Raw genomic sequence first — 18,857 nt, forward strand, 5'->3', positions numbered from 1 at the left:
GGCGGCCACGGCGGCCCCCTGCCGGAATCCTGGCACCGTCCCGCCGCGGCTCGGGGCGGAAACGGACGAATCGTCAGCTGAACCGGCGACCCTCGTCCCGCCGGTACGCCCAACCGGCGAGCGCGGCGAGCAGCACCACCCAGACACCAAGCATGATCATCGCCATCGGCTCCACGTCGTAGTCGGCCACCGCCGCCCACATCAGTTCGGCAGCGCCCCGGGTGGGCAGGTACGGCGCGATCGTCTCGATGAACCCGGGCGCGTCGCCCGGCGCGGAGAGCAGGCCGCCGCCGAACGCCAGCGGCAGGAAGATCAGCTGTGCCACCACGATCGCCGCCTTGCTCGGCAGCAGGTAGCCGATGGCGAGCCCCATCAGCGTGAACGGCACCGAGATGACTGCCACGGTGCAGAGAGCCAACAGGAACGCCGCCGGGGTGATCTGGGCCGCGGTCAGCGTCGCGCCGATCACCACGACCGGGATCAGCGAGAGGTAGGTCAGCGCCAGGCCGGCCAGCACCCGGCCGGCGAACCGCGGCGCCGGCCCGGTCGGCAGGGTCCGGGTGTACGGGTTCCAGGGCTGGTCGCGGTCCTCGGCGACACCGACGCCGTACTGGAAGATGTTGGCGCTCATCACCGAGAAGGTGACCATCGACGCGGTGGCGTAGGTGGCGCCGACCGGGTCGTCACCGGCGAACGGCACCACGAAGAAGATCATGGAGGCGGCCGGAAAGAAGGCGCTGCCGAAGACGGCCACCGGGATCCGGATGATCTCCAGGAGTTGGTAGCGGGCGTGGACCAGGGCGAGCTGCACTGTCGCCTCCTCAGACTGTGGTGGGTCGGCCGCCGGCAGCGGCGGTGGTGGGCCGGCCGGTGTCGGCTGGCACGTCTGCGCTGGTGATGGCGAGGAACGCCTCCTCCAGCGAGGTCGGCCGTACCTCCAGGTCGGTGAACGGGGTCCGGGCCGTGACCAGCGCTCGGACCAGCTCGTCGGCGTCGGTGGTGAGCAGGTGCAACCGACCGTCGACCCGTTCGGTGCGGACCACCCCCGGCAGGTCGGGCAGGTCGTCGGCGACCAGGCTGACCCGGCGTACGCCCACGATGCCGCGCACCGCGTCCACCGTGTCGTCGGCGAGCACCCGGCCCTGCCCGATGACCACCACCCGGTGGGCGAGCGCCTCCACCTCCTCCAGGTAGTGGCTGCTCAACAGCACTGTGCCGCCGTCGTCGTGGAACGCCCTGATCGCGTCCCACAGGGTGTGCCGGGCGGCCACGTCCAGGCCCGTGGTTGGTTCGTCGAGCAGCACCAGGCGGGGTCGGCCGACGAACGCCAACGCCACCGCCAACCGGCGGCGTTGGCCGCCGGAGAGCCCACCGGTCTGCCGTCGGGCCAGGTCGGCGAGGCCGAAGCGGTCGAGCAGCTCCGCCCGGGGCACCGGGTCGGGGTAGTGCGCGGAGACGAAGTCGACGACCTCGCCGACGCGCAGCGTGCTGGGTGGGCCGGTCTCCTGCATCGTGACCCCGATGTGTCGCCGGCTCGCCGCGTCGCGGGGGTCTCCGCCGAACAGCTCGACCCGCCCCGAGCTGGGGCGGCGTAGCCCCACCAGCAGTTTCATCAGGGTGCTCTTGCCGGCGCCGTTCGGCCCGAGCAGGCCGACCAGTTCACCGGCCCGGACCTCAAGGTCGACACGGTCGAGGGCGAGGACGTCGCCGTACCGGCGGCTGGCCTGTTCGGCGCGGGCGAGGGTCATGGCTGCTCCTTCGACTGGGTGGGGTCGAGCAGGGCGCGGATCGATTCGGTGTACTCCTCGAACGCCAGCCGACCTCGCCGGCTGAGCCCGACCAGGGTCGCCGGGGTGCGTCCACGATGGGTCTTGCTGATCTCCACATAGCCGGCGTCCTCGAGCTTGCGCAGGTGCACCGAGAGGTTGCCGGCGGTCATCGCGAGCAGCTCCTGCAAGCGGGGGAACGCGATCTTGTCGCCGACGTTGAGAGCGGAGAGGCTGGCCACCACCCGCAGCCGGGCCTGCGCGTGGATGACCGGATCCAGCTCGGTCACGGCTGCTGTCGCTGTCGCTGTCGCCGCCGGGCGAGCGCGCCGGCCACCAGTATTCCGCCGCCGCCGGCCACCGCCACGACGAGCGGGTGCCAACCCGGCCCGGCGATCGCCCCGATCACGTTGATCACGCTGATCCAGACGCCCAGCCGGAACAGGTCCTGGTCCAGCCAGACCGCCCCGCCCGCCATGTGCAGCGCGCCGGTCAGCCCGACGGCGGTCGCCGACCAGAGCAGCGCCGCCAGGTCGTGCGGCAGGTGCTCGGAGATCCGGCCCAGCCCCGCGTAGACGCTCACCGAGCCGAGGGCCCAGGCGTACCCGTACCAGCGTCCACGCTGGGCGGACTCGCCGGTCACCTGGCCGTAGGCCCGTACGCTGACCACCGCCTGGATCGCCCCGGCGCTGGCGAGCAGGACGAAGAGGACTGTCAGCGGCAGCCAGCTCGGCAGTGAGACCAGCGCCCGATCGCCGGGGGAGAACCGCAGGAAGAACAGCCCGAAACCGACCAGCCAGGCGACACCCCATGGCCAGTAGAGCAGGCGGGCGTCGGGGTCGAGCCGGCGTGCCGTCGCCGACCGTTGGTGCTGGATCAGCCGCAGCGCTGCCGCGGCGTCGGTGGGTGGTGAATCATCGTCGAGGTCCACGCAAACTACTTTACGATACAAAGTCGAGCTGGGTGGCCCCGCCAGCACCGGCCAGGACCCCCGATCTCGGCGAGCAGTGCCTATGGTGGGGAGTCGCGGCGACTGATCCGTCGCACAGCCCACAGGGGAGGGTCCGTGTCAAGCCCGAGCAATGAGCTGGAGGTCCAGCCGGAGGCCCTGACGGCGTTCGCCGCAGGGTCCAAGGATCGGGCGGCCCGCTTTCGCGAGCTGCACCGCGCCTTCGGCGACGGCCACGTGCCCCGGCACGCCTTCGGAGTGATGCCGGCGTCCTTCAGCCTCGCGGCGACGTACGCCGAGCAGTTCGAGGCGTGCCTTCAGGGGCTCGCCGACGGTGCCGAGATGATGGCGGACATCGCCGAAGGGCTCACCGACACCGCCGCCGCCTACACCGGCACTGACGCGGCGAACACCGACCTGTTCGTGCCCGGCCGCCCGCCCGCTCCCGACGTCATCGCGCCCGGCCCCTGGTCGGGTGGCGCCGCCACTCCGAGCGGGTCGGTGCCCGCGTGAGCACCGAGGCGTTGCAGCGCAACAAGACCTACTTCGAGCAGATCGTCTCGGGCACACCCGAACCCTTCAAGCCGCTCTCCAACGCGGTGCTCTGGCCGTTCGAGCAACTGCTGGAGCTGGTCGCTGGCGAACCGGACGACCTGATGCGGGCTGCGCAGCTCTGCCTGGACACCGGTGCGGCGGTGCGGGAAATCGCCGGTGACCAGATCGCCGACCGGGCCCGGTTGCGCGGCGCCTGGACCGGCGACGCCGCCGACAGCTTCCATGCCTCGATGGAATCGGTGGAGGCGGCGATCGAGGAGCTCGCCCAGGGGCTCGACGGCACCAAGGAGGTGCTGGTCGAGGCGGCGAACGCGGCGGTGGACGCGTTCAATCTGCTGGTCGAGCTGATCCTTGAGTTCCTGCTCTGGTTCCTCACCGAGGTGATCATCGCGGCGGTGGCCGCGGCGCTGAGCGCCGGCGTCTCGCTGGCCGCCACCGTGGTTCGGGTGCTGGCCCGGCTGGCCACCACTGTTGGTCGGATGGTCAAGATCGTCGCCCGGTTCGCCGAGGTGCTCACCCGCCTCGCCGCCCGGCTGGGCAAGGTCGCCGGGCAGCTCCGCAAGTACGCGGACACCGTCATGGAGCTCAAGCAGCGCAAGAAGCAGTACAAGCTGCTCAGCAAAGGCGGCTGGACGGCCGAGGGGCGCGCCTTCCAGGTCGAGAAGCTCAAGACCCTGTTTCCCGGCAAGTTCGTCATCAATCAGGTCTCGCCGGTCAACATCCCCGGCTTTGGCGGCGCTCTGCTGGACACCGGCGTGGGCCTGCACGACATCTCCGACGGTCACAAGGACCGCAACTACCTGGTGGACGGCACGTACAGCGAGGACCTGGGCCCGTACACAGCGGGTGTGCAGAATGTCTTCGACTCCATCGTGAACTGAGAGGCAGCCATGACCTTCCCCGCCCTGGACCGCATCGAGGCGCTGGCTCGCAACCTGGACGGATGGCAGCGGCAACTCGCCGACCGGATGGCGGAGTTGGAGCAGACCACCGCCGAGGGTGTCAGCGACTCCGGCCTGGTGCGGGTCACCGCCGCCGCCGACGGCAAGATCGTCTCCACGGAGCTGAACGCACGGGCGATGCGACTGGATTCGTACAGCCTGGCCGAGGAGTTCACCGCAGCCGCCAACCGGGCGCAGGAGGCCGCTGCGGCCCAGGTCCGGGAGTTGGTCGGTGAGGTCATCGGCGCGCCGGGCGCCGGTCCGCGCCAGCCCGGCGACCACGAGGGGCGCTGATGACGGCCGACGAGAGCCAGGCACGGTACGTCGAGGGGATCGCCCGGCTGCTGGCCGCCGACGAGCGGGTGCGCGCGGTGGCCCAGGTCCGAGTGGGCGGCGGGCTGACCCCGGCACCGCCCTCCCAGCCGTCGGCCCCAACCGCCACTGGTGGGCCGGGCTTCCTGGGTGTCCTGCTCAACGTGCTGTCACCGAACATCACCTTCGGCCGGGCCGACAATGCCGTCGACTGGCTCTTCTTCGGTGTCGGCGGTCGAGGCGAACCGGACTCCCAGGCATCGGTCCTGCACCAGGCCCTGACCGTGGCGGCGAAGGGCCCCGGCCTCCGGAACCTCGTACTGGGGGTCACCGACCAGCGGCTGCTGCTCGGCGCGACAGCACCCGTCGGGCTGCTCTCCAGCTCGGCGGCAGACGAACAGGCGCAGGCCGACATCGAACTGCTCGGGTCCGTCCCGCGCGCCACCGTCGCCGCCAGAGTCGGCAGGTACCGGTTGAACTGGAAGCGGCTGCGGATCGACTTCGCCGACGGGTCGTGGCTGTCGTTCCACGTGCCGCTGGCCGACTCCAGCCGCCCGCTGCGGGAGGTCGCGGCGGCCCTGTCAGCCGGCTGACCCGCCGACCCTGTCAGCCGGCTGACCCGCCGACGAGCGGCGCGGGCAGCGGCGCAACGTGCAGCACCGCCAGCCGGGACACCGCCCGGGTGAGCACCACGTACAACCGGTGCAGCCCGCGCGGCTCGGCCGCGACGATCGCCGCCGGCTCGACCACCACCACATGGTCGTACTCAAGGCCCTTCACCAGCGTCGCCGGCACCACTGTGACCCGCTCCGCGGCCGCCACGTCGTCGGCGGTCGCGGTTTCCACACCGGCCGCGGCCAACGCCGCGCGCAGGCCGTCGACCGCGTCGTCAGCGGCGATCACACCGACCGAGCCGTCGTGCGCGAGCGCCGCGCGCACCTCGGCCACCGTCGCCGCGGTCAGGTCGGTCACCGTACGCACGTCCAGGCCGCCGTCATGCCGCAGCGACTCGGCCGGCGGTACGTCCACCGCGAGCGCCGGGAGCAGCAGGTTCGCGAACGCGACGACTGCGGCGGGCACCCGGAAACCGATCGTCAACGGCACCACCACCGCGTCCGGCTTGCCCAGGTGGGCGAGGGATTCCCTCCAGTCCGTCGCCGCCCACGGCGCGGTGCCCTGGGCCAGGTCACCGAGGAGCGTGACCGAGCCGTGCTCGCTGCGCCGGGCGATGGCCCGACACTGCATCGGGGAGAGGTCCTGCGCCTCGTCCACCACCACGTGCCCGAACCCGGAGAGCCGTTCCAACAGCCCGGTCGCCTCGTCGATCAGCACCGCGTCGGCAGCTGTCCAACGGGTCGCCTTCGGCGTACGGGCCGGCTTCGCCCAGATCAACTGCGCCTGCTCGGCGTCGCTGAGCAGCCCGTCCGCCGCTGCGGCGAGCCGGTCCGGATCGGAGAACAGGCTGTGCACCAGCCCTTCCGGGGTGAGCGCCGGCCAGACCGCGTCCAGGAAGTCGAGCACCGGCCGGCAGCGGCTCATCCGGCGCAGCCAGGCATCGCTGGGCGACTCCGCACGCCGCGCCTCGGCCTGCCGTTGCAGCAGACTCACCACCCGCGCCTGGACGCGTTCCCGACCCGTGCCGTACGGCAGCCCCTCCCGGCGGGTCTCCTCGACGATCCGGTGCAACGGATCCACCCCGATCCGCCAGCGGAACGAACCGTCCGACACGGTGATCGACTCGGTAGGGGTGCCGATCTGCGCCTGCACCGCGTGCCGCAACACGCTCGCCATCCGTACGTCGTGTTTGAGCGCTGCCACCGCCGGCGCCTCAACCGCCCGGACCGACACCCGGGTGATCAACTCTTCCACAGTGGCCTGTTCGACCTCGACCTCACCGAGCGCCGGCAGCACCGCCGCGATGTACGACAGGAACGCCCGGTTCGGCCCGACGATCAGCACACCCGCCCGCCGCAACCGCTCCCGATGCAGATAGAGCAGGTACGCCGCCCGGTGCAGACCCACCGCGGTCTTCCCCGTACCCGGCGCGCCCTGCACACAGATCGAGTCGGCGAGGTCAGCCCGGACCAGCTCGTCCTGCTCCGGCTGAATCGTCGCGACGATGTCCCGCATCGGCCCGACGCGCGGACGCTCGATCTCGGCGGTGAGGATCCGACTTGTCGTACCGAGCTCCTCGCCCCGATCCAACCGCTCATCCTCGAAGCTGGTCAGCACACCATTGCTGAACCCGAACCGCCGCCGAACCGCCACCCCCTGCGGATCCCGCACACTGGCCCGGTAGAACGAGCGGGAGACCGGTGCCCGCCAGTCCAGCACCAACGGCTCGCCACGCTCATCAGTGACATGCCGCCGCCCCACGTGATACCGCCGACCGTGATGATCGCCGCTGGTGTCGGGCGCGGTCGGGTCGCTGGCGGGCCCGCCCGCAGTGGTCCCGTCGCCCCTGATCCTGCTGTCGGTGGTCCTGCCCTCGACGGTGTTGTTGTCAGTGGTCCCGCTGTTGGTGGTGCTGTGGTCAGTGGTGCTGTTGTCGGTGCTCCCGTTGTTGGTGGTCCCGTTGTCAGTGGTGCTGTTGTTCGGGGCGCCGCCGAAGTCGAGGCGGCCGAAGAAGAGCGGAGTGGTCGGGTCGTCGGCCAGCTCGGCGACCCGGCGGGCCAGGGTGCGGCCGAGCGTCTCGGCCGCGTACGCGTCGCCGGCCACCTGGTCACCGGTGGCGAAGAGCGACTCGGCCCGCTCCCGCATCCGAGCCAGCGCCGCCCGCGAGGTGGTGAGGTGTGCGCGTTCGGCGGCCAGGTCCGCGTCGAGGTCGGTTTCGGTGCTGAGCTGGGTGTCGAGGTCAAGTGCGGGCATGCTGACGTCCCATCGGTCACATCTGCTGCGCGCTCGCGTGTCCGGGGGCGGATGGCCGGCCGCCCGGCGCGAAGACGTCCGTTCCGGTGCAGCTCACCTCGGCCGTCAAGCGGGCTGCAACCCTACGCCCCCCAACCCGACGTATCCAGCGAATTACCGACGCGACCACCTGTCCGAGACGGCGTGTTGCCTGGCCGGCTTCGCTGGGCGATAACGCCCCGCCCGCCCGCCCGCCCGCCCGCCCCGCCCCGCCCCGCCCCGCGCCGTGCCGTGCCGTGCCGTGAGGGCCGCGTCTCTGGTTGATCGACTCGGCTTTCAGGAAGTCGCGGTGTCTGGGCCGGTGAGACACCCCGGTTTCCAGGAAGTCGAGTCGATCACCGGGAGCTGCCCGCTCGCCGTGCCCCGCTTGCCCGTCCGCCGAGGCCGTCCGCCGAGGCCGTCCGCCAAGCCCGCGCTGGCCGCGCGGTCGGGCCGCGCTGCGGGGGTGATGGCAGGTTGGGGTGGGCTGGCGGGATCATGGGCGTATGACCGAGGCCCGCTCCGAATCGCGCCGGATGACGATCAGCGACCCCCAGGTGATGCGGGCGATGGCCCATCCGGCCCGGATCGCGATCATGGAGTACCTGAACAGCCGTGAGAGCGGTGGGACTGCCACCGAGTGCGCCGAGATCGTCGGGCTGTCGCCGAGCGCAACCAGTTACCACCTGCGGGCGCTGGCGAAGTTCGGTCTGGTTGAGCAGGCGCCGAGTCGGGGGGACGCGCGCGAGCGGTTGTGGCGTGTGCCGAGTGTGAGTGTGCTGGTCGAGGCGGGTCGTGATGCCGGGCCTGAGGCGCGTGCGGCCGAGCAGGCGCTGGTGGAGGCGCATGCGGTCCGGGCCATGGAGCGGACCCGGGACTGGTTGCGCCGCGCCGGGGACGAGCCGGCCGAGTGGTACGACACGGCCCTGTTCAGCGACACGCTGCTGCTCCTCACCGCCGAGGAGTTGGTCGAGTTGAACGAGGCGGTGCTGGCGCTGCTCCGGCCGTATCACCCGCGGCGGCGGCAGGGTGAACCGCCGGCGGGGGCGCGCACTGTCGCTGTGCAGTACCGGACGGTGCCGCTGGCATAGCCAGGCTTGCACGAAGCAGTTGTGAAGGATTATTTTCGAAGTATGTCCTTCACAACTGACGAGTCGCGCTGGTCCGACGTGTGGCTCGCCGCCGCCGCTCGAGGCACCACGATCTGCGGCGACTTCCTCGCCGCGACCGCCCTGGCGCTGGCGCTACAGGGTGCCGGCGCCGGCGGGCTGGCCGTGTCGGGGCTGCTGCTGGCCGCCACCCTGCCCCTTGTGGTCCTCGCCCCACTCGCGGGCAGACTCGCCGACCGGACTGACAGCCGTACCCTGCTGGTGACCATCGGGTTCGGGCAGGCCGCAATCTGCGCGCTGCTCGCCGTTGTCGAGCATCCGGTCCTGGTGGTGGGGCTCGTCGCCCTGCTGGCCTGCGGGCTCGCGGTCACCCAACCCTGTCTCGCCGCGCTGCTGCCGGCGATGGTCCGTCCGGCCGACCTGCCGCGAGCCAGCGCGATCAGCCAGACCGCTGTCTCGCTCGGTGCGCTCGGAGGCCCGGTGCTGGCCGGCCTGCTGGTGGGACAGTTCGGCACGCGCGTACCGCTGCTCCTCGATGCCGCGACCTACCTGGCGCTCGTGGTCGCGGGCCTGCTGCTGCGGACCCGACGCGGCGGCCGGTCCCGCGCCGCCGTGAGCAGCGAGGCCGCCGCCAGCCCGGCCACGGCGGTGAGCGGCCCGGCCGTTTCGGGCGGCGTGGCAACCCCTGGGGGTACGGAGATCGGCTGGCGACTGCGCCGCGATCCGCTGATGCTCGTCATGGTGGCGAGTACCGCTGTGGTGATCGCGGCGATCGGCGGCATCAACGTGATCGAGGTCTTCTTCATCAGGGAGACGTTGGAGGGTTCGGCGACCACGTACGGCCTGGTCAGTGCCGCGTGGATGGCCGGCATGCTGCCGGGAACCTGGCTCGCCGTACGACTTGCCAGGCGGCTTGACGACGACGGCGCGTTGGTACGGGGAGTGCTTGCCACTCTGGCCGTGTGCAGCCTGATGGTGTTGCTGGCGTCGATGGTGCCGGCGGCGGGTGTGCTGGTGCCGCTCTGGCTGGTGGGTGGTGCCGCCAACGGTGGCGAGAACGTCTTCGCCAACCTGCTCACCGCTCGGCGGGTACCGGAGGCGATGCGCGCCCGGGCGTACGCCAGCTACGGCGCGGCGGTGCAGGGCGGCTCGATGGCGGGCTTTCTGATCGGCGGGGCGTTGCTCGCTGTCGTTCCGCCTCGTCCGCTGATCGCCGGTGTCGGTGTGGTCGGGCTGCTGGTGGTGCTGGTCTTCGTGCCGTTCGTGACCGGGGCGGCACGACGGTCGTCAAGTGCGGGCTTGGCCACTCCGGGCCGACCCGCCGAGCCGGAGCCAGCCGCCGGGGATACGGTCGGGCCATGGCTGAGCGCATCGCACGCCCGCGGGTCGGGCACATCCAGTTCCTGAACTGCCTGCCGATCTACTGGGGTCTGATGCGCTCCGGTGCACTGCTCGACGTCGACCTGCACAAGGACTCGCCGGACCGGTTGAGCGCGGCGCTGGTCGCCGGCGACCTCGACATCGGCCCGATCACGCTGTTGGAGTATCTGAAGCACGCCGACGAGCTGCTGCTCCTGCCGGACCTGGCGGTGGGCAGCGACGGTCCGGTGCTCTCCGTCAACATGGTCTCCACCCGACCCCTGGGCGAGCTGGACGGCGCGCGGGTGGCGCTCGGCTCCACCTCGCGGACCGGGGTCATGCTGGCTCAGCTGCTGCTCGCCGAGCAGTACAACGTGCGACCCGAGTACTTCCGCTGCCCGCCGGATCTGACCCAGATGCTGCTGGAGGCCGACGCCGCCGTGCTGATCGGGGACGTGGCGCTGCGGGCGTACTACGAGGCGCCGCGGAAGGGCCTCACTGTCACCGACCTCGGGCAGGCGTGGCGGGAGTGGACGGGGCTGCCGATGGTCTTCGCCGTCTGGGCGGTCCGCCGCGACTTCGCCGCCGCCCATCCGGGCCTGGTGAAGGAGGTGCACGAGGCCTTCCTGCGCTCGCGGGATCTCTGCCTGGCGGAGTTGGACCAGGTCGCCGAGGCGGCTGCCCGCTGGGAGACCTTCGACGCGGAGACGCTTGCCACGTACTTCCGAACCCTCGACTTCTCCCTCGGCGACCGACAGGTCGCCGGGCTGCGCGAGTGGGCTCGGCGGGCCGCCGCCATCGGCGAGGCCCCGGCGCTGCCGGACGGCGGCCCGGAGTTCTTCGCCGGCTGACCGCTGCCAAGTGGGCCCGGCGAAGCGCCGAGCCGCCAGACGCCGAGCCGCCAGACCTCGGCTCGCAGCCCTCGGGTCGGTGCGGCCGGCGTCAGCCTGAGCGACTCAGGTGCCGGGGCGCAGGAGCGCCTCGGTGATCTTCTCGCAGTTCTTCATGCCGTAGTCGTAGCCCATGTTGATCGGGTACTTGACCATCACGCCCATCGTCCAGGTGTCGCCGATGGCCAGGCAGTTGATGTGCATCTCCTGCTCCCTGGTCCGGTCGATCCACCCGTTCTTGATGGCGATCTTCTTCTGCTCGGCAGCCGGGAAGGCCTTGCGGATGCCGAAGTCACCGGCACCGCGAACCAGCTTCATCTCGTTGAGCAGCCACTTGGTCCACTTCGGCCCGGCGGCGGTGCCGGTGACGATGCAGTTGCCCATCCGGGCGGTGTCCCGGGGGGACAGCGCCGTCCGGCTCCAGCCGCCGTCGGGGGCGACACTGCTGTCGGTCAGTTTGCACATGGAGATGAGCCGCTTGATCGAGGCGTCCCGGTCGACCTGGTTGTAGAACTGTTCGGCCCGGGTGTTGTCGCTGTCCCGGATGATCCGCGTCGCGTCGGCGAGCTTCGCGTCGCTCGGCGTCTGGCCGGCATCGGCAGCGCGACGCAGGTAGTCGGCAACGATCCAGGCCTTGATCATCGAGGCGGTCGTGCTGGTCTCGCCCATGTTCTTCGAACCGATGATCTTTCCGGTTCGGCGGTCGAGGACGCTCCAGGAGTACCAGCCCTCGATGTCCAGATCGAGGTTCTTGGCCACGAAGGGCAGCGGCTCCAGCGACGGGCTGGGGCTCGGTGACGGCGAGGACGGCTGGCGGGCGCTGCGGTCGGTACCGGCGCCGGTGGGGCGGTCGCTGGTGCCGGAGCCCGCGTCACCCCACTTGGCCGCTGCGGACGACTCGAACGGCGACCCGGGTAGTAGCCGCAACGACACCAGGACCAGCCCGACGAGGATGACCGCGACGGCGATCAGCCGAATCGGAGAGGTCTCGCCGCCGCCGCGATCGACCCGACGGTTGCCGGCCATCAGAGCTTCCCGACCGGCTGCTGCGGCACCTTGAGCGCGGCGCCCGGCTGCGGGGTGACCAGCTGGGTGGCCACACTGGCGCAGACCTTCGCGCCGTAGTCCAGACCGGTTCTGATCGGGTAGCGCAGCATCACCGCGAGGCTCCACTTGCTGGTGACGGCGAGGCAGTTGACGTGCCAGTTGCCGTCGCCATAGATCGGGGTCCAGCCGTTCTTGATGCTGACCGGACCCTGTGCGGTGATCGACTTCGGTAGACCGTCGATGATCCCCCAGCGGCCACCACCGTACGAGGCCTTCTGGTCCTTGGCCGCGGTGGTGCCCTTGACCTTGCTCATCTGGTCAAGCACCCACTTGGTCCACTTCGGGCCGGCAGCCTTACCGTCGGCGATGCAGTCGCCGACCCGGACCGCGTCCCGGGGAGACATGCGGGTATAGCTCCAGAAGCCGGTGTACGGCTGCGTGTTGCCGCGCTTGGTGTCGGTCAGCCCGCAGATCTTGATCGCCCGTTGGATCACCGCGTCCGGAACGCTGCTCGACGAGGGCTTGTAGGAGCCACCCGCAGCGGCGTGGACCTTGTTGGCGGCTTTGTCGTTGCTGTCGACGATGGCGAGTCGAGCCGCCTCCTTCATCGCTGCGGGCGGTTCCCTGTCGCCGAGCTGTCGCAGGTAGTCGGAGACGATCCACGCCTTGATCATCGATTCGGTGGAGCTGGTCGCGGTCATGTTCGACGACCCGGAGATCTTGCCCGTCTTGCGATCCATCAGGGCCCATGAGAAGAACTCACCCTTGAAGCTCACCGACACCGGGCCGGCCGCCAGGGTGGGCGGCGGTGGTGGGGTGGGCGCGGGCGCGGCGACGGTCGACGTACCTCCGCCGCTGTCGTCACTGGCGAGTCGGGCGTACGCGGTGGGGACCAGTAGGACGCCGCCGAGCACGACTGCCGTGATGGCGAGCACCAGGGTCACGCGAGATCGCATGAGTGGGTGAACTCCAGGTGTCAGGGCCGGGGGGACCGGCTTGTCGTCGGGACGAATCGGATGCGATCGCCGGGGCCGGGGGAGATGGCCTCAGTAGATATGTCGATGTCGGCAGCCGATCGGTTGTCCGGCAGAAGTCTACGTCCGGACCGGCGGACCGCCAGGGTTCGACACTAGGCAACCTGCGATAAAGGCGGGCTATGGGGCCGGTATGAGGTTTTTGCAGGGATTCACCTTTGTTTCGTGGCCTAGGTCACGACGAGATGACGGTGTCCAAGTAGCGCAAAGCGCTCATGCGCTCACAGATGGGATGCGCGGATTCCTGTTACACCCCCTGGTGCAACGCGGCGCAAGCTGTAACACTTAGCCTCATGTATGGCAACGACTTCTCCGCCCCGAACGGCGCCACCGACGAGGCATCCGGCGGCCTGCTGGGCGAGGTCGAGGCCGCCGAGGCCGAGCTGCGGGCAGCGGCGGCGCGCGGGCGGCGTGGCGGGCCCGCGCCGGACGAGGACCTGGCGGCGTACTTCGCCGAGGTCGTCGACGCCGAGCAGAAGATCGAGCCCCGCGACTGGATGCCCGACGCGTACCGGCGGACGCTGATCCGGCAGATCGCCCAGCACGCCCACTCCGAGATCATCGGCATGCAGCCGGAGGGCAACTGGATCAGTCGGGCGCCGTCGCTCAAGCGCAAGGCGATCCTGCTGGCCAAGGTGCAGGACGAGGCGGGTCACGGCCTCTACCTCTACGCCGCCGCCGAGACCCTCGGCATCAGCCGCGACGAGCTGGTCCAACTGCTGCTCGACGGCCGCCAGAAGTACAGCTCGATCTTCAACTACCCCACCCTCAGCTGGGCCGACGTTGGCGCCATCGGGTGGTTGGTGGACGGTGCGGCGATCGTCAACCAGGTGCCGCTCTGCCGCTGCTCGTACGGCCCGTACGCCCGCGCGATGATCCGGGTCTGCAAGGAGGAGTCGTTCCACCAGCGGCAGGGCTACGAGATCCTGCACACCCTGGCGCACGGCACCCCCGCCCAGCATGCGATGGCCCAGGACTCCGTGGACCGTTGGTGGTACCCGTCGCTGGCCATGTTCGGCCCGCCGGACGGCGACTCCACGCACTCCGCCCAGTCGATGGCCTGGAAGATCAAGCGCTTCTCGAACGACGATCTGCGCCAGCGCTTCGTCGACATGTGCGTCCAGCAGGCCGAGATCCTCGGGCTGCGCATCCCCGACGCCGACCTGCGCTGGAACGACGAGCGGCAGGCGTACGACTACACCCAGCCGGACTATGACGAGCTGATGCAGGTGATCTCCGGCGACGGGCCGTGCAACAGGGAGCGGATGGCCCACCGCCGGGCCGCGCACGCCGACGGCGCCTGGGTACGCGAGGCCGCCGCGGCATACGCCGCGAAGCGGGCGGGACAGAAGGAGACGGTGGCCGCGTGAGCGAGCGTAGCGAGCAAGCCAAGCAACCCGGCATGACGAGTCATTCGCCTCTGTGGGAGGTCTTCGTGCGGGCCCGGCGTGGGCTGTCGCACACGCACGTCGGCAGCCTGCACGCCCCCGACGCTGAGCTTGCCCTGCGCAACGCCCGCGACCTCTACACCCGCCGCCAGGAGGGTGTGTCGATCTGGGTGGTGCCGGCCGGCGCGATCACCGCGTCCAGCCCGGACGAGAAGGACGCCTTCTTCGACCCGGCCGCCGACAAGGTCTACCGCCATCCCACCTTCTACGAGGTGCCGGACGGGGTGGCCCACCTGTGAACGGGCCCTTCGACTTCACTCTCTCCCTCGCCGACGACGCGTTGATCGCGGCCCAGCGGCTGGCCGAGTGGACCACCCGCGCGCCGGAGATGGAAGAGGACATCGCGCTGGCCAACATCGCCCTCGACCAGCTCGGCGCGGCGCGCCTGCTGCTGTCGTACGCGGGCGAGCTGGAGGGCGCCGGCCGCGACGAGGACGCGCTGGCGTACCTGCGCGACGACCGCGAGTTCCGCAACGTGCTCCTGGTCGAGCTGCCCAACGACGACTTCGCGGTGACGATGGCGAAGCTGTTCTTCCTGGCGGCGTACCAACTGCCGCTGTACACGGCGCTGGCCGGCTGTCCGGACGAGCGGTTGGCCGCGATCGGCGCGAAGGCGCGCAAGGAGTCGGCGTACCACCTGGACCATGGCGCGCTGTGGGTGAAGCGGCTCGGTGACGGCACCGAGGAGTCGCATCGTCGGATGCAGGCGGCCGTCGACCAGGTGTGGCCGTACACCCACGAGTTGTTCGTCGCGGACCCGGCGGCGCCGGTCGACCCGGCCACTCTGCGGCCGGCGTTCGACGAGGTCGTCGGCCCGGTGCTGGCCGAGGCGACGCTCACCCAGCCGGGTGGTGCCTGGGCCCCCGCCGGTGGGCGGACCGGTGTGCACACCGAGCACCTGGCCTACCTGCTCGCCGAGATGCAGGTGCTGCACCGAGCCCACCCCGGAGCGAAGTGGTGAGCCCGAGGAGCGCGAGCCCCACCATCGCGAACGCCACCGGCAGGGCGAGCGCACGGCAGGCCGCCGCGAGCGTCGTGGACCCGGAGATCCGGGTCATCACCATCGACGAGCTGGGCATCCTGCGCGCGGTCGACGAGGATCCGGCCAGTGGGCGGGTCACCGTCACCATCACCCCGACCTACACCGGCTGCCCGGCGATGGACGTGATCCGGGCCGACATCCGCCGCGCGCTCGCCGCTGCCGGCCACCCGGACGCGGAGGTCCGGACCGTCTACAGCCCACCGTGGAGCACCGACTGGATCTCCGAGGGTGGGCGGGCCAAGCTCGCCGCCGCCGGGATCGCCCCGCCGGCCCCGGTGGGCACCGCCGGCGTCGTGTCGCTGACGCTCGCGGTCCGCTGCCCGCAGTGTGGCTCGCCGGAGACCGAGCAGGTCAGCCGGTTCGGCTCCACCGCCTGCAAGGCACTGTGGCGGTGCCGTTCCTGCTCCGAACCCTTCGACCACCTGAAGGCGCTGTGACTGTCACCATCACCCGCCCGGTTCGCCGCCGGCCGGTCTTCCACCCGTTGTCCGTAGCCGCCGTCGACCGGCTCACCGACGACTCCGTGGCGGTCACCTTCGCCGTACCCGAGGAACTTCGGGAAACCTTCGCGTTCCGCGCGGGCCAGCACCTCACAGTGCGGCGAGCCGCCGAGGACGGCGCCGACGTGCGCCGGTCGTACTCGATCTGCTCCACCCCCGACGACCTGGCCCGGCACGGCCGGTTGCGGATCGGGGTGCGGGAGATCCCCGGCGGCGCGTTCTCGGCGTTCGCCTGCGGGGCGCTGCGCGGCGGCGACACCGTCGAGGTGCTGCCGCCGCTGGGCACCTTCACCACGGCGTTCGCGCCGGACCGGGTGCGGCACTACGGCGCTGTCGTCGCCGGCTCCGGCATCACGCCGGTGCTCGGGCTGGTAGCGACCGCCCTGGCCGTCGAACCGGCCAGCACCTTCACACTGGTGTACGGCAACCGCACGGCGAACACTGTGATGTTCGCCGAGGAGTTGGCCGACCTGAAGGACAGCTACCCGACCCGGTTGCACCTGGTGCACGTCCTCTCCCGGGAACAGGGCGAGTCGCCGCTGCTCTCCGGTCGGATCGACGCCGAGCGACTGGGCCGGTTGCTGGGCACCATCGTGCCGGGCGACCTGATCGAGGAGTGGTTCCTCTGCGGCCCGTACGGCATGGTGGTCGACGTCCGGGACGTGCTCACCGCACGCGGGCTGCCCGAGTCGGCGGTGCACACCGAGTTGTTCCACGTCGACACGCCGCCGGAGCCGGTCCGTCGACCCGTCGACCAGGCGGGCGCCGGGGCCGAGGTGACCATCGTGCTGGACGGCCGGTCGTCGAGCTTCACGATGGGTCGCGAGGAACGGGTGCTGGACGCCGCGCTCAAGGTGCGGGGCGAGCTGCCGTACGCCTGCAAGGGTGGCGTCTGCTCGACCTGCAAGGCGAAGGTCGTCGACGGCGCTGTCACGATGGCCCGCAACTACGCGTTGGAGCCCGACGAACTGGCCGCCGGCTACGTGCTGACCTGCCAGTCCAGCCCGACCACCGACAAGCTCACCGTCGACTACGACGCATGACGACGCCGAACGACAGGGAGTTCGTCGAGCGGTTCGCCGAGGTCGCCGGGGGACGGCGGCCGACCGGCTACGTGGAGGGGTGGGAGCAGTTCGTCGAGTTCTGCGAGGCGGGCTATCACGACAACCTCGACGAGTACTGGTTCGACCTCAGCGTCCGCGACGCCATCGAACGGGTGCTGACCGACGAACGGCTGTCCGGCTTTCCGCAGATGGGGTGGGTCCGGGAGCGGATCGAGGCGGCGGACGAGCGGTTCCGCGCGGTGCTCTCCGCGCGGCCGATGCCGGGCCGCTCCGAGCAGCCGTGGTGGCAGGCGTACGTGCCGGCGTGGGCGGGACCGGAGTTCGCGGCGGAGCTGCGCGGCACCTACGGCGTCCACGTCGAGGTACGCGAAGACTGACGGCTGTGGGACGTGCCGCACCCAGCGGGGTCCGGCGGTCGAGTCGGGTGGGCCGACGTAGGCTCGGGGTGTGACGGTGAGCCGGGAGATCGACGACATCCTGCAGCGTGGCGCTGACGGCGGGCGGATCACGCCCGAGGAGGCGCTGCTGCTCTACACCGAGGCGCCCTTCCACGCGTTGGGCGAGGCGGCGGACGCGGTGCGTCGGCGGCGCTACCCGGACAACGTCGTCACCTACCTGATCGACCGCAACATCAACTACACGAACGTCTGCGTGACGGCGTGCAAGTTCTGCGCGTTCTACCGGGCGCCCAAGCACACGGAAGGGTGGACCCACCCGACCGAGGAGATCCTGCGCCGCTGCGGCGAGGCGGTCGAGCTGGGCGCCACCCAGGTGATGCTCCAGGGCGGGCACCACCCGGACTACGGCGTGGAGTACTACGAGGAGCTGTTCTCCTCGGTCAAGCAGGCGTACCCGCAGTTGGTCATCCACTCGATCGGCCCCAGCGAGATCCTGCACATGGCCAAGGTCTCCGGGGTGAGCCTGGACGAGGCCATCGCCCGGATCAAGACCGCCGGGCTGGACTCGATCGCCGGCGCCGGCGCGGAGATGCTGCCCGAGCGGCCCCGCAAGGCGATCGCCCCGCTCAAGGAGTCGGGCGAGCGCTGGCTGGAGGTCATGGAGCTGGCCCACCGGCAGGGCATCGAGTCGACCGCCACCATGATGATGGGCACCGGCGAGACGCACGCCGAGCGGATCGAGCACCTGCGCATGATCCGTGACGTGCAGGACCGCACCCGCGGTTTCCGGTCCTTCATTCCGTGGACGTACCAGCCGGAGAACAACCACCTCAAGGGCCGCACCCAGGCGACCACCCTGGAATACCTGCGGCTGGTCGCGGTGGCCCGGCTCTTCTTCGAGACCGTGCCGCACCTGCAGGCGTCCTGGTTGACCACCGGCAAGGACGTCGGGCAGCTCGCGCTGCACATGGGCGTGGACGACCTCGGCTCGATCATGCTGGAGGAGAACGTCATCTCCTCCGCCGGTGCCCGGCACCGCTCCAACCTGCACGAGCTGATCGGCATGATCCGCTCGGCGGACCGGATCCCGGCGCAGCGCGACACCCTCTACAACCGGCTCGCCGTGCACCACACGCCGGCCGACGACCCGACCGATGAGCGGGTGGTCTCGCACTTCTCCTCGATCGCGCTGCCCGGCGGCGGCGCGGGTCGATCCCTGCCCCTGGTGGACGTCAGCTGACTGTCGGCACCCGGCCGTTCGGCTGATCGACGCTCATGCTCCCGCCGGATCACCCCGGCGGTACGGGTGGTCCCCGCCGCCGCAGCGTCAGCCTCTCCGGTGCGGGGCTGGTGGAGATGATCGTCGGCGGCTAGCGTCCCGGCTCATATCCGTCGCCACCATCGACGGAAGAGGCTGTCCTCCATCGGCCCGCTGCGGGTCGTTCATATAACGCACGGCAGTACGGGCGGGATGGGTGACCATCCCGCCCGTACTGTCTGCCCAGCTCGGACCGGACGGATGAAAACGGCTCCGCCTGCTGGCGTGGCAGATCGGCC

The 18,857-nt window shown here is 70.8% G+C and carries 21 protein-coding genes; 14 read left to right on the plus strand and 7 right to left on the minus strand.

Annotated elements, in window-relative coordinates; genetic code table 11:
• Nucleotides 1-73 precede the first annotated feature (73 nt).
• Genes AB0K35_RS11845 through AB0K35_RS11860 form a run of 4 tightly spaced genes read right to left on the minus strand, consistent with a single transcriptional unit; the run spans nucleotide 74 to nucleotide 2,697 of the window.
• A complete protein-coding gene (locus AB0K35_RS11845) occupies nucleotides 74-811 on the minus strand; it encodes an ABC transporter permease (RefSeq protein ID WP_363885096.1) in 738 nt (245 codons plus the stop codon).
• Nucleotides 812-821: 10 nt separating this feature from the next.
• Entirely contained in the window at nucleotides 822-1,748 is a 927-nt protein-coding gene (locus AB0K35_RS11850) for an ABC transporter ATP-binding protein (protein ID WP_238668719.1), read from the minus strand.
• Entirely contained in the window at nucleotides 1,745-2,056 is a 312-nt protein-coding gene (locus tag AB0K35_RS11855) for a transcriptional regulator (protein WP_357267490.1), read from the minus strand. The genes AB0K35_RS11850 and AB0K35_RS11855 overlap by 4 nt, the downstream gene beginning before the upstream one ends.
• Entirely contained in the window at nucleotides 2,053-2,697 is a 645-nt protein-coding gene (locus AB0K35_RS11860) for a transporter (protein WP_363885098.1), read from the minus strand. Before AB0K35_RS11860 ends, AB0K35_RS11855 begins: the two co-directional genes overlap by 4 nt.
• A gap of 135 nt (nucleotides 2,698-2,832) precedes the next feature.
• Here AB0K35_RS11860 and AB0K35_RS11865 point away from each other — a divergent pair, with 135 nt between their 5' ends.
• From AB0K35_RS11865 to AB0K35_RS11880, 4 genes are read left to right on the plus strand one after another with little or no spacing between them, the layout of a single operon-like run.
• Entirely contained in the window at nucleotides 2,833-3,228 is a 396-nt protein-coding gene (locus AB0K35_RS11865; protein ID WP_238668722.1) for a type VII secretion target, read from the plus strand.
• A complete protein-coding gene (locus AB0K35_RS11870; protein WP_238668723.1) occupies nucleotides 3,225-4,151 on the plus strand; it encodes a WXG100 family type VII secretion target in 927 nt (308 codons plus the stop codon). The genes AB0K35_RS11865 and AB0K35_RS11870 overlap by 4 nt, the downstream gene beginning before the upstream one ends.
• Nucleotides 4,152-4,160: 9 nt before the next feature.
• Complete coding sequence (locus tag AB0K35_RS11875; RefSeq protein ID WP_357364833.1) at nucleotides 4,161-4,505, plus strand: YbaB/EbfC family nucleoid-associated protein; 345 nt, start codon at nucleotides 4,161-4,163, stop codon at nucleotides 4,503-4,505.
• Complete coding sequence (locus tag AB0K35_RS11880) at nucleotides 4,505-5,116, plus strand: hypothetical protein (protein WP_238668725.1); 612 nt, start codon at nucleotides 4,505-4,507, stop codon at nucleotides 5,114-5,116. Before AB0K35_RS11875 ends, AB0K35_RS11880 begins: the two co-directional genes overlap by 1 nt.
• A 13-nt stretch (nucleotides 5,117-5,129) precedes the next feature.
• Here the strand turns inward: AB0K35_RS11880 and AB0K35_RS11885 are convergent, their stop codons facing one another.
• On the minus strand, nucleotides 5,130-7,391 hold the full coding sequence (locus AB0K35_RS11885) for an AAA family ATPase (protein ID WP_363885101.1): 2,262 nt from the start codon (nucleotides 7,389-7,391) through the stop codon (nucleotides 5,130-5,132).
• Nucleotides 7,392-7,915: 524 nt separating this feature from the next.
• Here AB0K35_RS11885 and AB0K35_RS11890 point away from each other — a divergent pair.
• The 3 genes from AB0K35_RS11890 to AB0K35_RS11900 are packed head-to-tail and all read left to right on the plus strand — an operon-like array spanning nucleotide 7,916 to nucleotide 10,728.
• Complete coding sequence (locus tag AB0K35_RS11890; protein ID WP_238668727.1) at nucleotides 7,916-8,500, plus strand: winged helix-turn-helix domain-containing protein; 585 nt, start codon at nucleotides 7,916-7,918, stop codon at nucleotides 8,498-8,500.
• Nucleotides 8,501-8,542: 42 nt separating this feature from the next.
• On the plus strand, nucleotides 8,543-9,925 hold the full coding sequence (locus tag AB0K35_RS11895; protein WP_363885103.1) for an MFS transporter: 1,383 nt from the start codon (nucleotides 8,543-8,545) through the stop codon (nucleotides 9,923-9,925).
• Nucleotides 9,877-10,728, plus strand: a complete 852-nt coding sequence (locus AB0K35_RS11900; RefSeq protein WP_238668729.1) for a menaquinone biosynthesis protein — start codon at nucleotides 9,877-9,879, stop codon at nucleotides 10,726-10,728. Before AB0K35_RS11895 ends, AB0K35_RS11900 begins: the two co-directional genes overlap by 49 nt.
• Nucleotides 10,729-10,833: 105 nt before the next feature.
• On the opposite strand, the gene AB0K35_RS11905 is transcribed toward AB0K35_RS11900, so the two are convergent.
• Together AB0K35_RS11905 and AB0K35_RS11910 are read right to left on the minus strand one after the other, a co-directional pair.
• Nucleotides 10,834-11,793, minus strand: coding sequence for a class A beta-lactamase-related serine hydrolase (locus tag AB0K35_RS11905; protein WP_238668730.1), 960 nt, complete (start codon nucleotides 11,791-11,793; stop codon nucleotides 10,834-10,836).
• Nucleotides 11,793-12,770, minus strand: a complete 978-nt coding sequence (locus AB0K35_RS11910) for a hypothetical protein (protein WP_363885105.1) — start codon at nucleotides 12,768-12,770, stop codon at nucleotides 11,793-11,795. The genes AB0K35_RS11905 and AB0K35_RS11910 overlap by 1 nt, the downstream gene beginning before the upstream one ends.
• A gap of 371 nt (nucleotides 12,771-13,141) precedes the next feature.
• Here AB0K35_RS11910 and paaA point away from each other — a divergent pair, with 371 nt between their 5' ends.
• From paaA to mqnC, 7 genes are all read left to right on the plus strand, one after another.
• On the plus strand, nucleotides 13,142-14,218 hold the full coding sequence (paaA, locus tag AB0K35_RS11915; RefSeq protein ID WP_363885107.1) for a 1,2-phenylacetyl-CoA epoxidase subunit PaaA: 1,077 nt from the start codon (nucleotides 13,142-13,144) through the stop codon (nucleotides 14,216-14,218).
• 32 nt (nucleotides 14,219-14,250) lie between these two features.
• Complete coding sequence (gene paaB / locus AB0K35_RS11920; protein ID WP_238668904.1) at nucleotides 14,251-14,535, plus strand: 1,2-phenylacetyl-CoA epoxidase subunit PaaB; 285 nt, start codon at nucleotides 14,251-14,253, stop codon at nucleotides 14,533-14,535.
• The gene (gene paaC, locus AB0K35_RS11925) at nucleotides 14,532-15,257 is read left to right on the plus strand and encodes a 1,2-phenylacetyl-CoA epoxidase subunit PaaC (protein ID WP_363885109.1); all 726 of its coding nucleotides are present in this window, start codon (nucleotides 14,532-14,534) and stop codon (nucleotides 15,255-15,257) included. Before paaB ends, paaC begins: the two co-directional genes overlap by 4 nt.
• A gap of 23 nt (nucleotides 15,258-15,280) precedes the next feature.
• The gene (gene paaD / locus AB0K35_RS11930; RefSeq protein WP_238668905.1) at nucleotides 15,281-15,775 is read left to right on the plus strand and encodes a 1,2-phenylacetyl-CoA epoxidase subunit PaaD; all 495 of its coding nucleotides are present in this window, start codon (nucleotides 15,281-15,283) and stop codon (nucleotides 15,773-15,775) included.
• The gene (paaE, locus tag AB0K35_RS11935) at nucleotides 15,772-16,881 is read left to right on the plus strand and encodes a 1,2-phenylacetyl-CoA epoxidase subunit PaaE (RefSeq protein ID WP_238668735.1); all 1,110 of its coding nucleotides are present in this window, start codon (nucleotides 15,772-15,774) and stop codon (nucleotides 16,879-16,881) included. The genes paaD and paaE overlap by 4 nt, the downstream gene beginning before the upstream one ends.
• Entirely contained in the window at nucleotides 16,878-17,279 is a 402-nt protein-coding gene (locus AB0K35_RS11940) for a hypothetical protein (protein WP_363885111.1), read from the plus strand. Before paaE ends, AB0K35_RS11940 begins: the two co-directional genes overlap by 4 nt.
• Before the next feature lie 70 nt (nucleotides 17,280-17,349).
• The gene (gene mqnC, locus AB0K35_RS11945) at nucleotides 17,350-18,540 is read left to right on the plus strand and encodes a cyclic dehypoxanthinyl futalosine synthase (RefSeq protein WP_238668738.1); all 1,191 of its coding nucleotides are present in this window, start codon (nucleotides 17,350-17,352) and stop codon (nucleotides 18,538-18,540) included.
• Nucleotides 18,541-18,857: the final 317 nt, after the last annotated feature.

It is taken from the genome of Micromonospora sp. NPDC053740, assembly GCF_040677775.1.
GTDB lineage: Bacteria > Actinomycetota > Actinomycetes > Mycobacteriales > Micromonosporaceae > Micromonospora > Micromonospora alfalfae.

Bases quoted from the DNA above. Each gene is read 5' to 3' on its own strand.
- AB0K35_RS11875 (WP_357364833.1), top strand. From the start codon at position 4,161: ATGACCTTCCCCGCCCTGGACCGCATCGAGGCGCTGGCTCGCAACCTG.
- AB0K35_RS11890 (WP_238668727.1), top strand. From the start codon at position 7,916: ATGACCGAGGCCCGCTCCGAATCGCGCCGGATGACGATCAGCGACCCC.
- AB0K35_RS11900 (WP_238668729.1), top strand. From the start codon at position 9,877: ATGGCTGAGCGCATCGCACGCCCGCGGGTCGGGCACATCCAGTTCCTG.
- AB0K35_RS11905 (WP_238668730.1), bottom strand. From the start codon at position 11,793: ATGGCCGGCAACCGTCGGGTCGATCGCGGCGGCGGCGAGACCTCTCCG.
- AB0K35_RS11940 (WP_363885111.1), top strand. From the start codon at position 16,878: ATGACGACGCCGAACGACAGGGAGTTCGTCGAGCGGTTCGCCGAGGTC.
- paaB (WP_238668904.1), top strand. From the start codon at position 14,251: ATGACGAGTCATTCGCCTCTGTGGGAGGTCTTCGTGCGGGCCCGGCGT.
- AB0K35_RS11895 (WP_363885103.1), top strand. From the start codon at position 8,543: ATGTCCTTCACAACTGACGAGTCGCGCTGGTCCGACGTGTGGCTCGCC.
- AB0K35_RS11885 (WP_363885101.1), bottom strand. From the start codon at position 7,391: ATGCCCGCACTTGACCTCGACACCCAGCTCAGCACCGAAACCGACCTC.
- AB0K35_RS11880 (WP_238668725.1), top strand. From the start codon at position 4,505: ATGACGGCCGACGAGAGCCAGGCACGGTACGTCGAGGGGATCGCCCGG.
- AB0K35_RS11850 (WP_238668719.1), bottom strand. From the start codon at position 1,748: ATGACCCTCGCCCGCGCCGAACAGGCCAGCCGCCGGTACGGCGACGTC.
- AB0K35_RS11910 (WP_363885105.1), bottom strand. From the start codon at position 12,770: ATGCGATCTCGCGTGACCCTGGTGCTCGCCATCACGGCAGTCGTGCTC.
- paaA (WP_363885107.1), top strand. From the start codon at position 13,142: ATGTATGGCAACGACTTCTCCGCCCCGAACGGCGCCACCGACGAGGCA.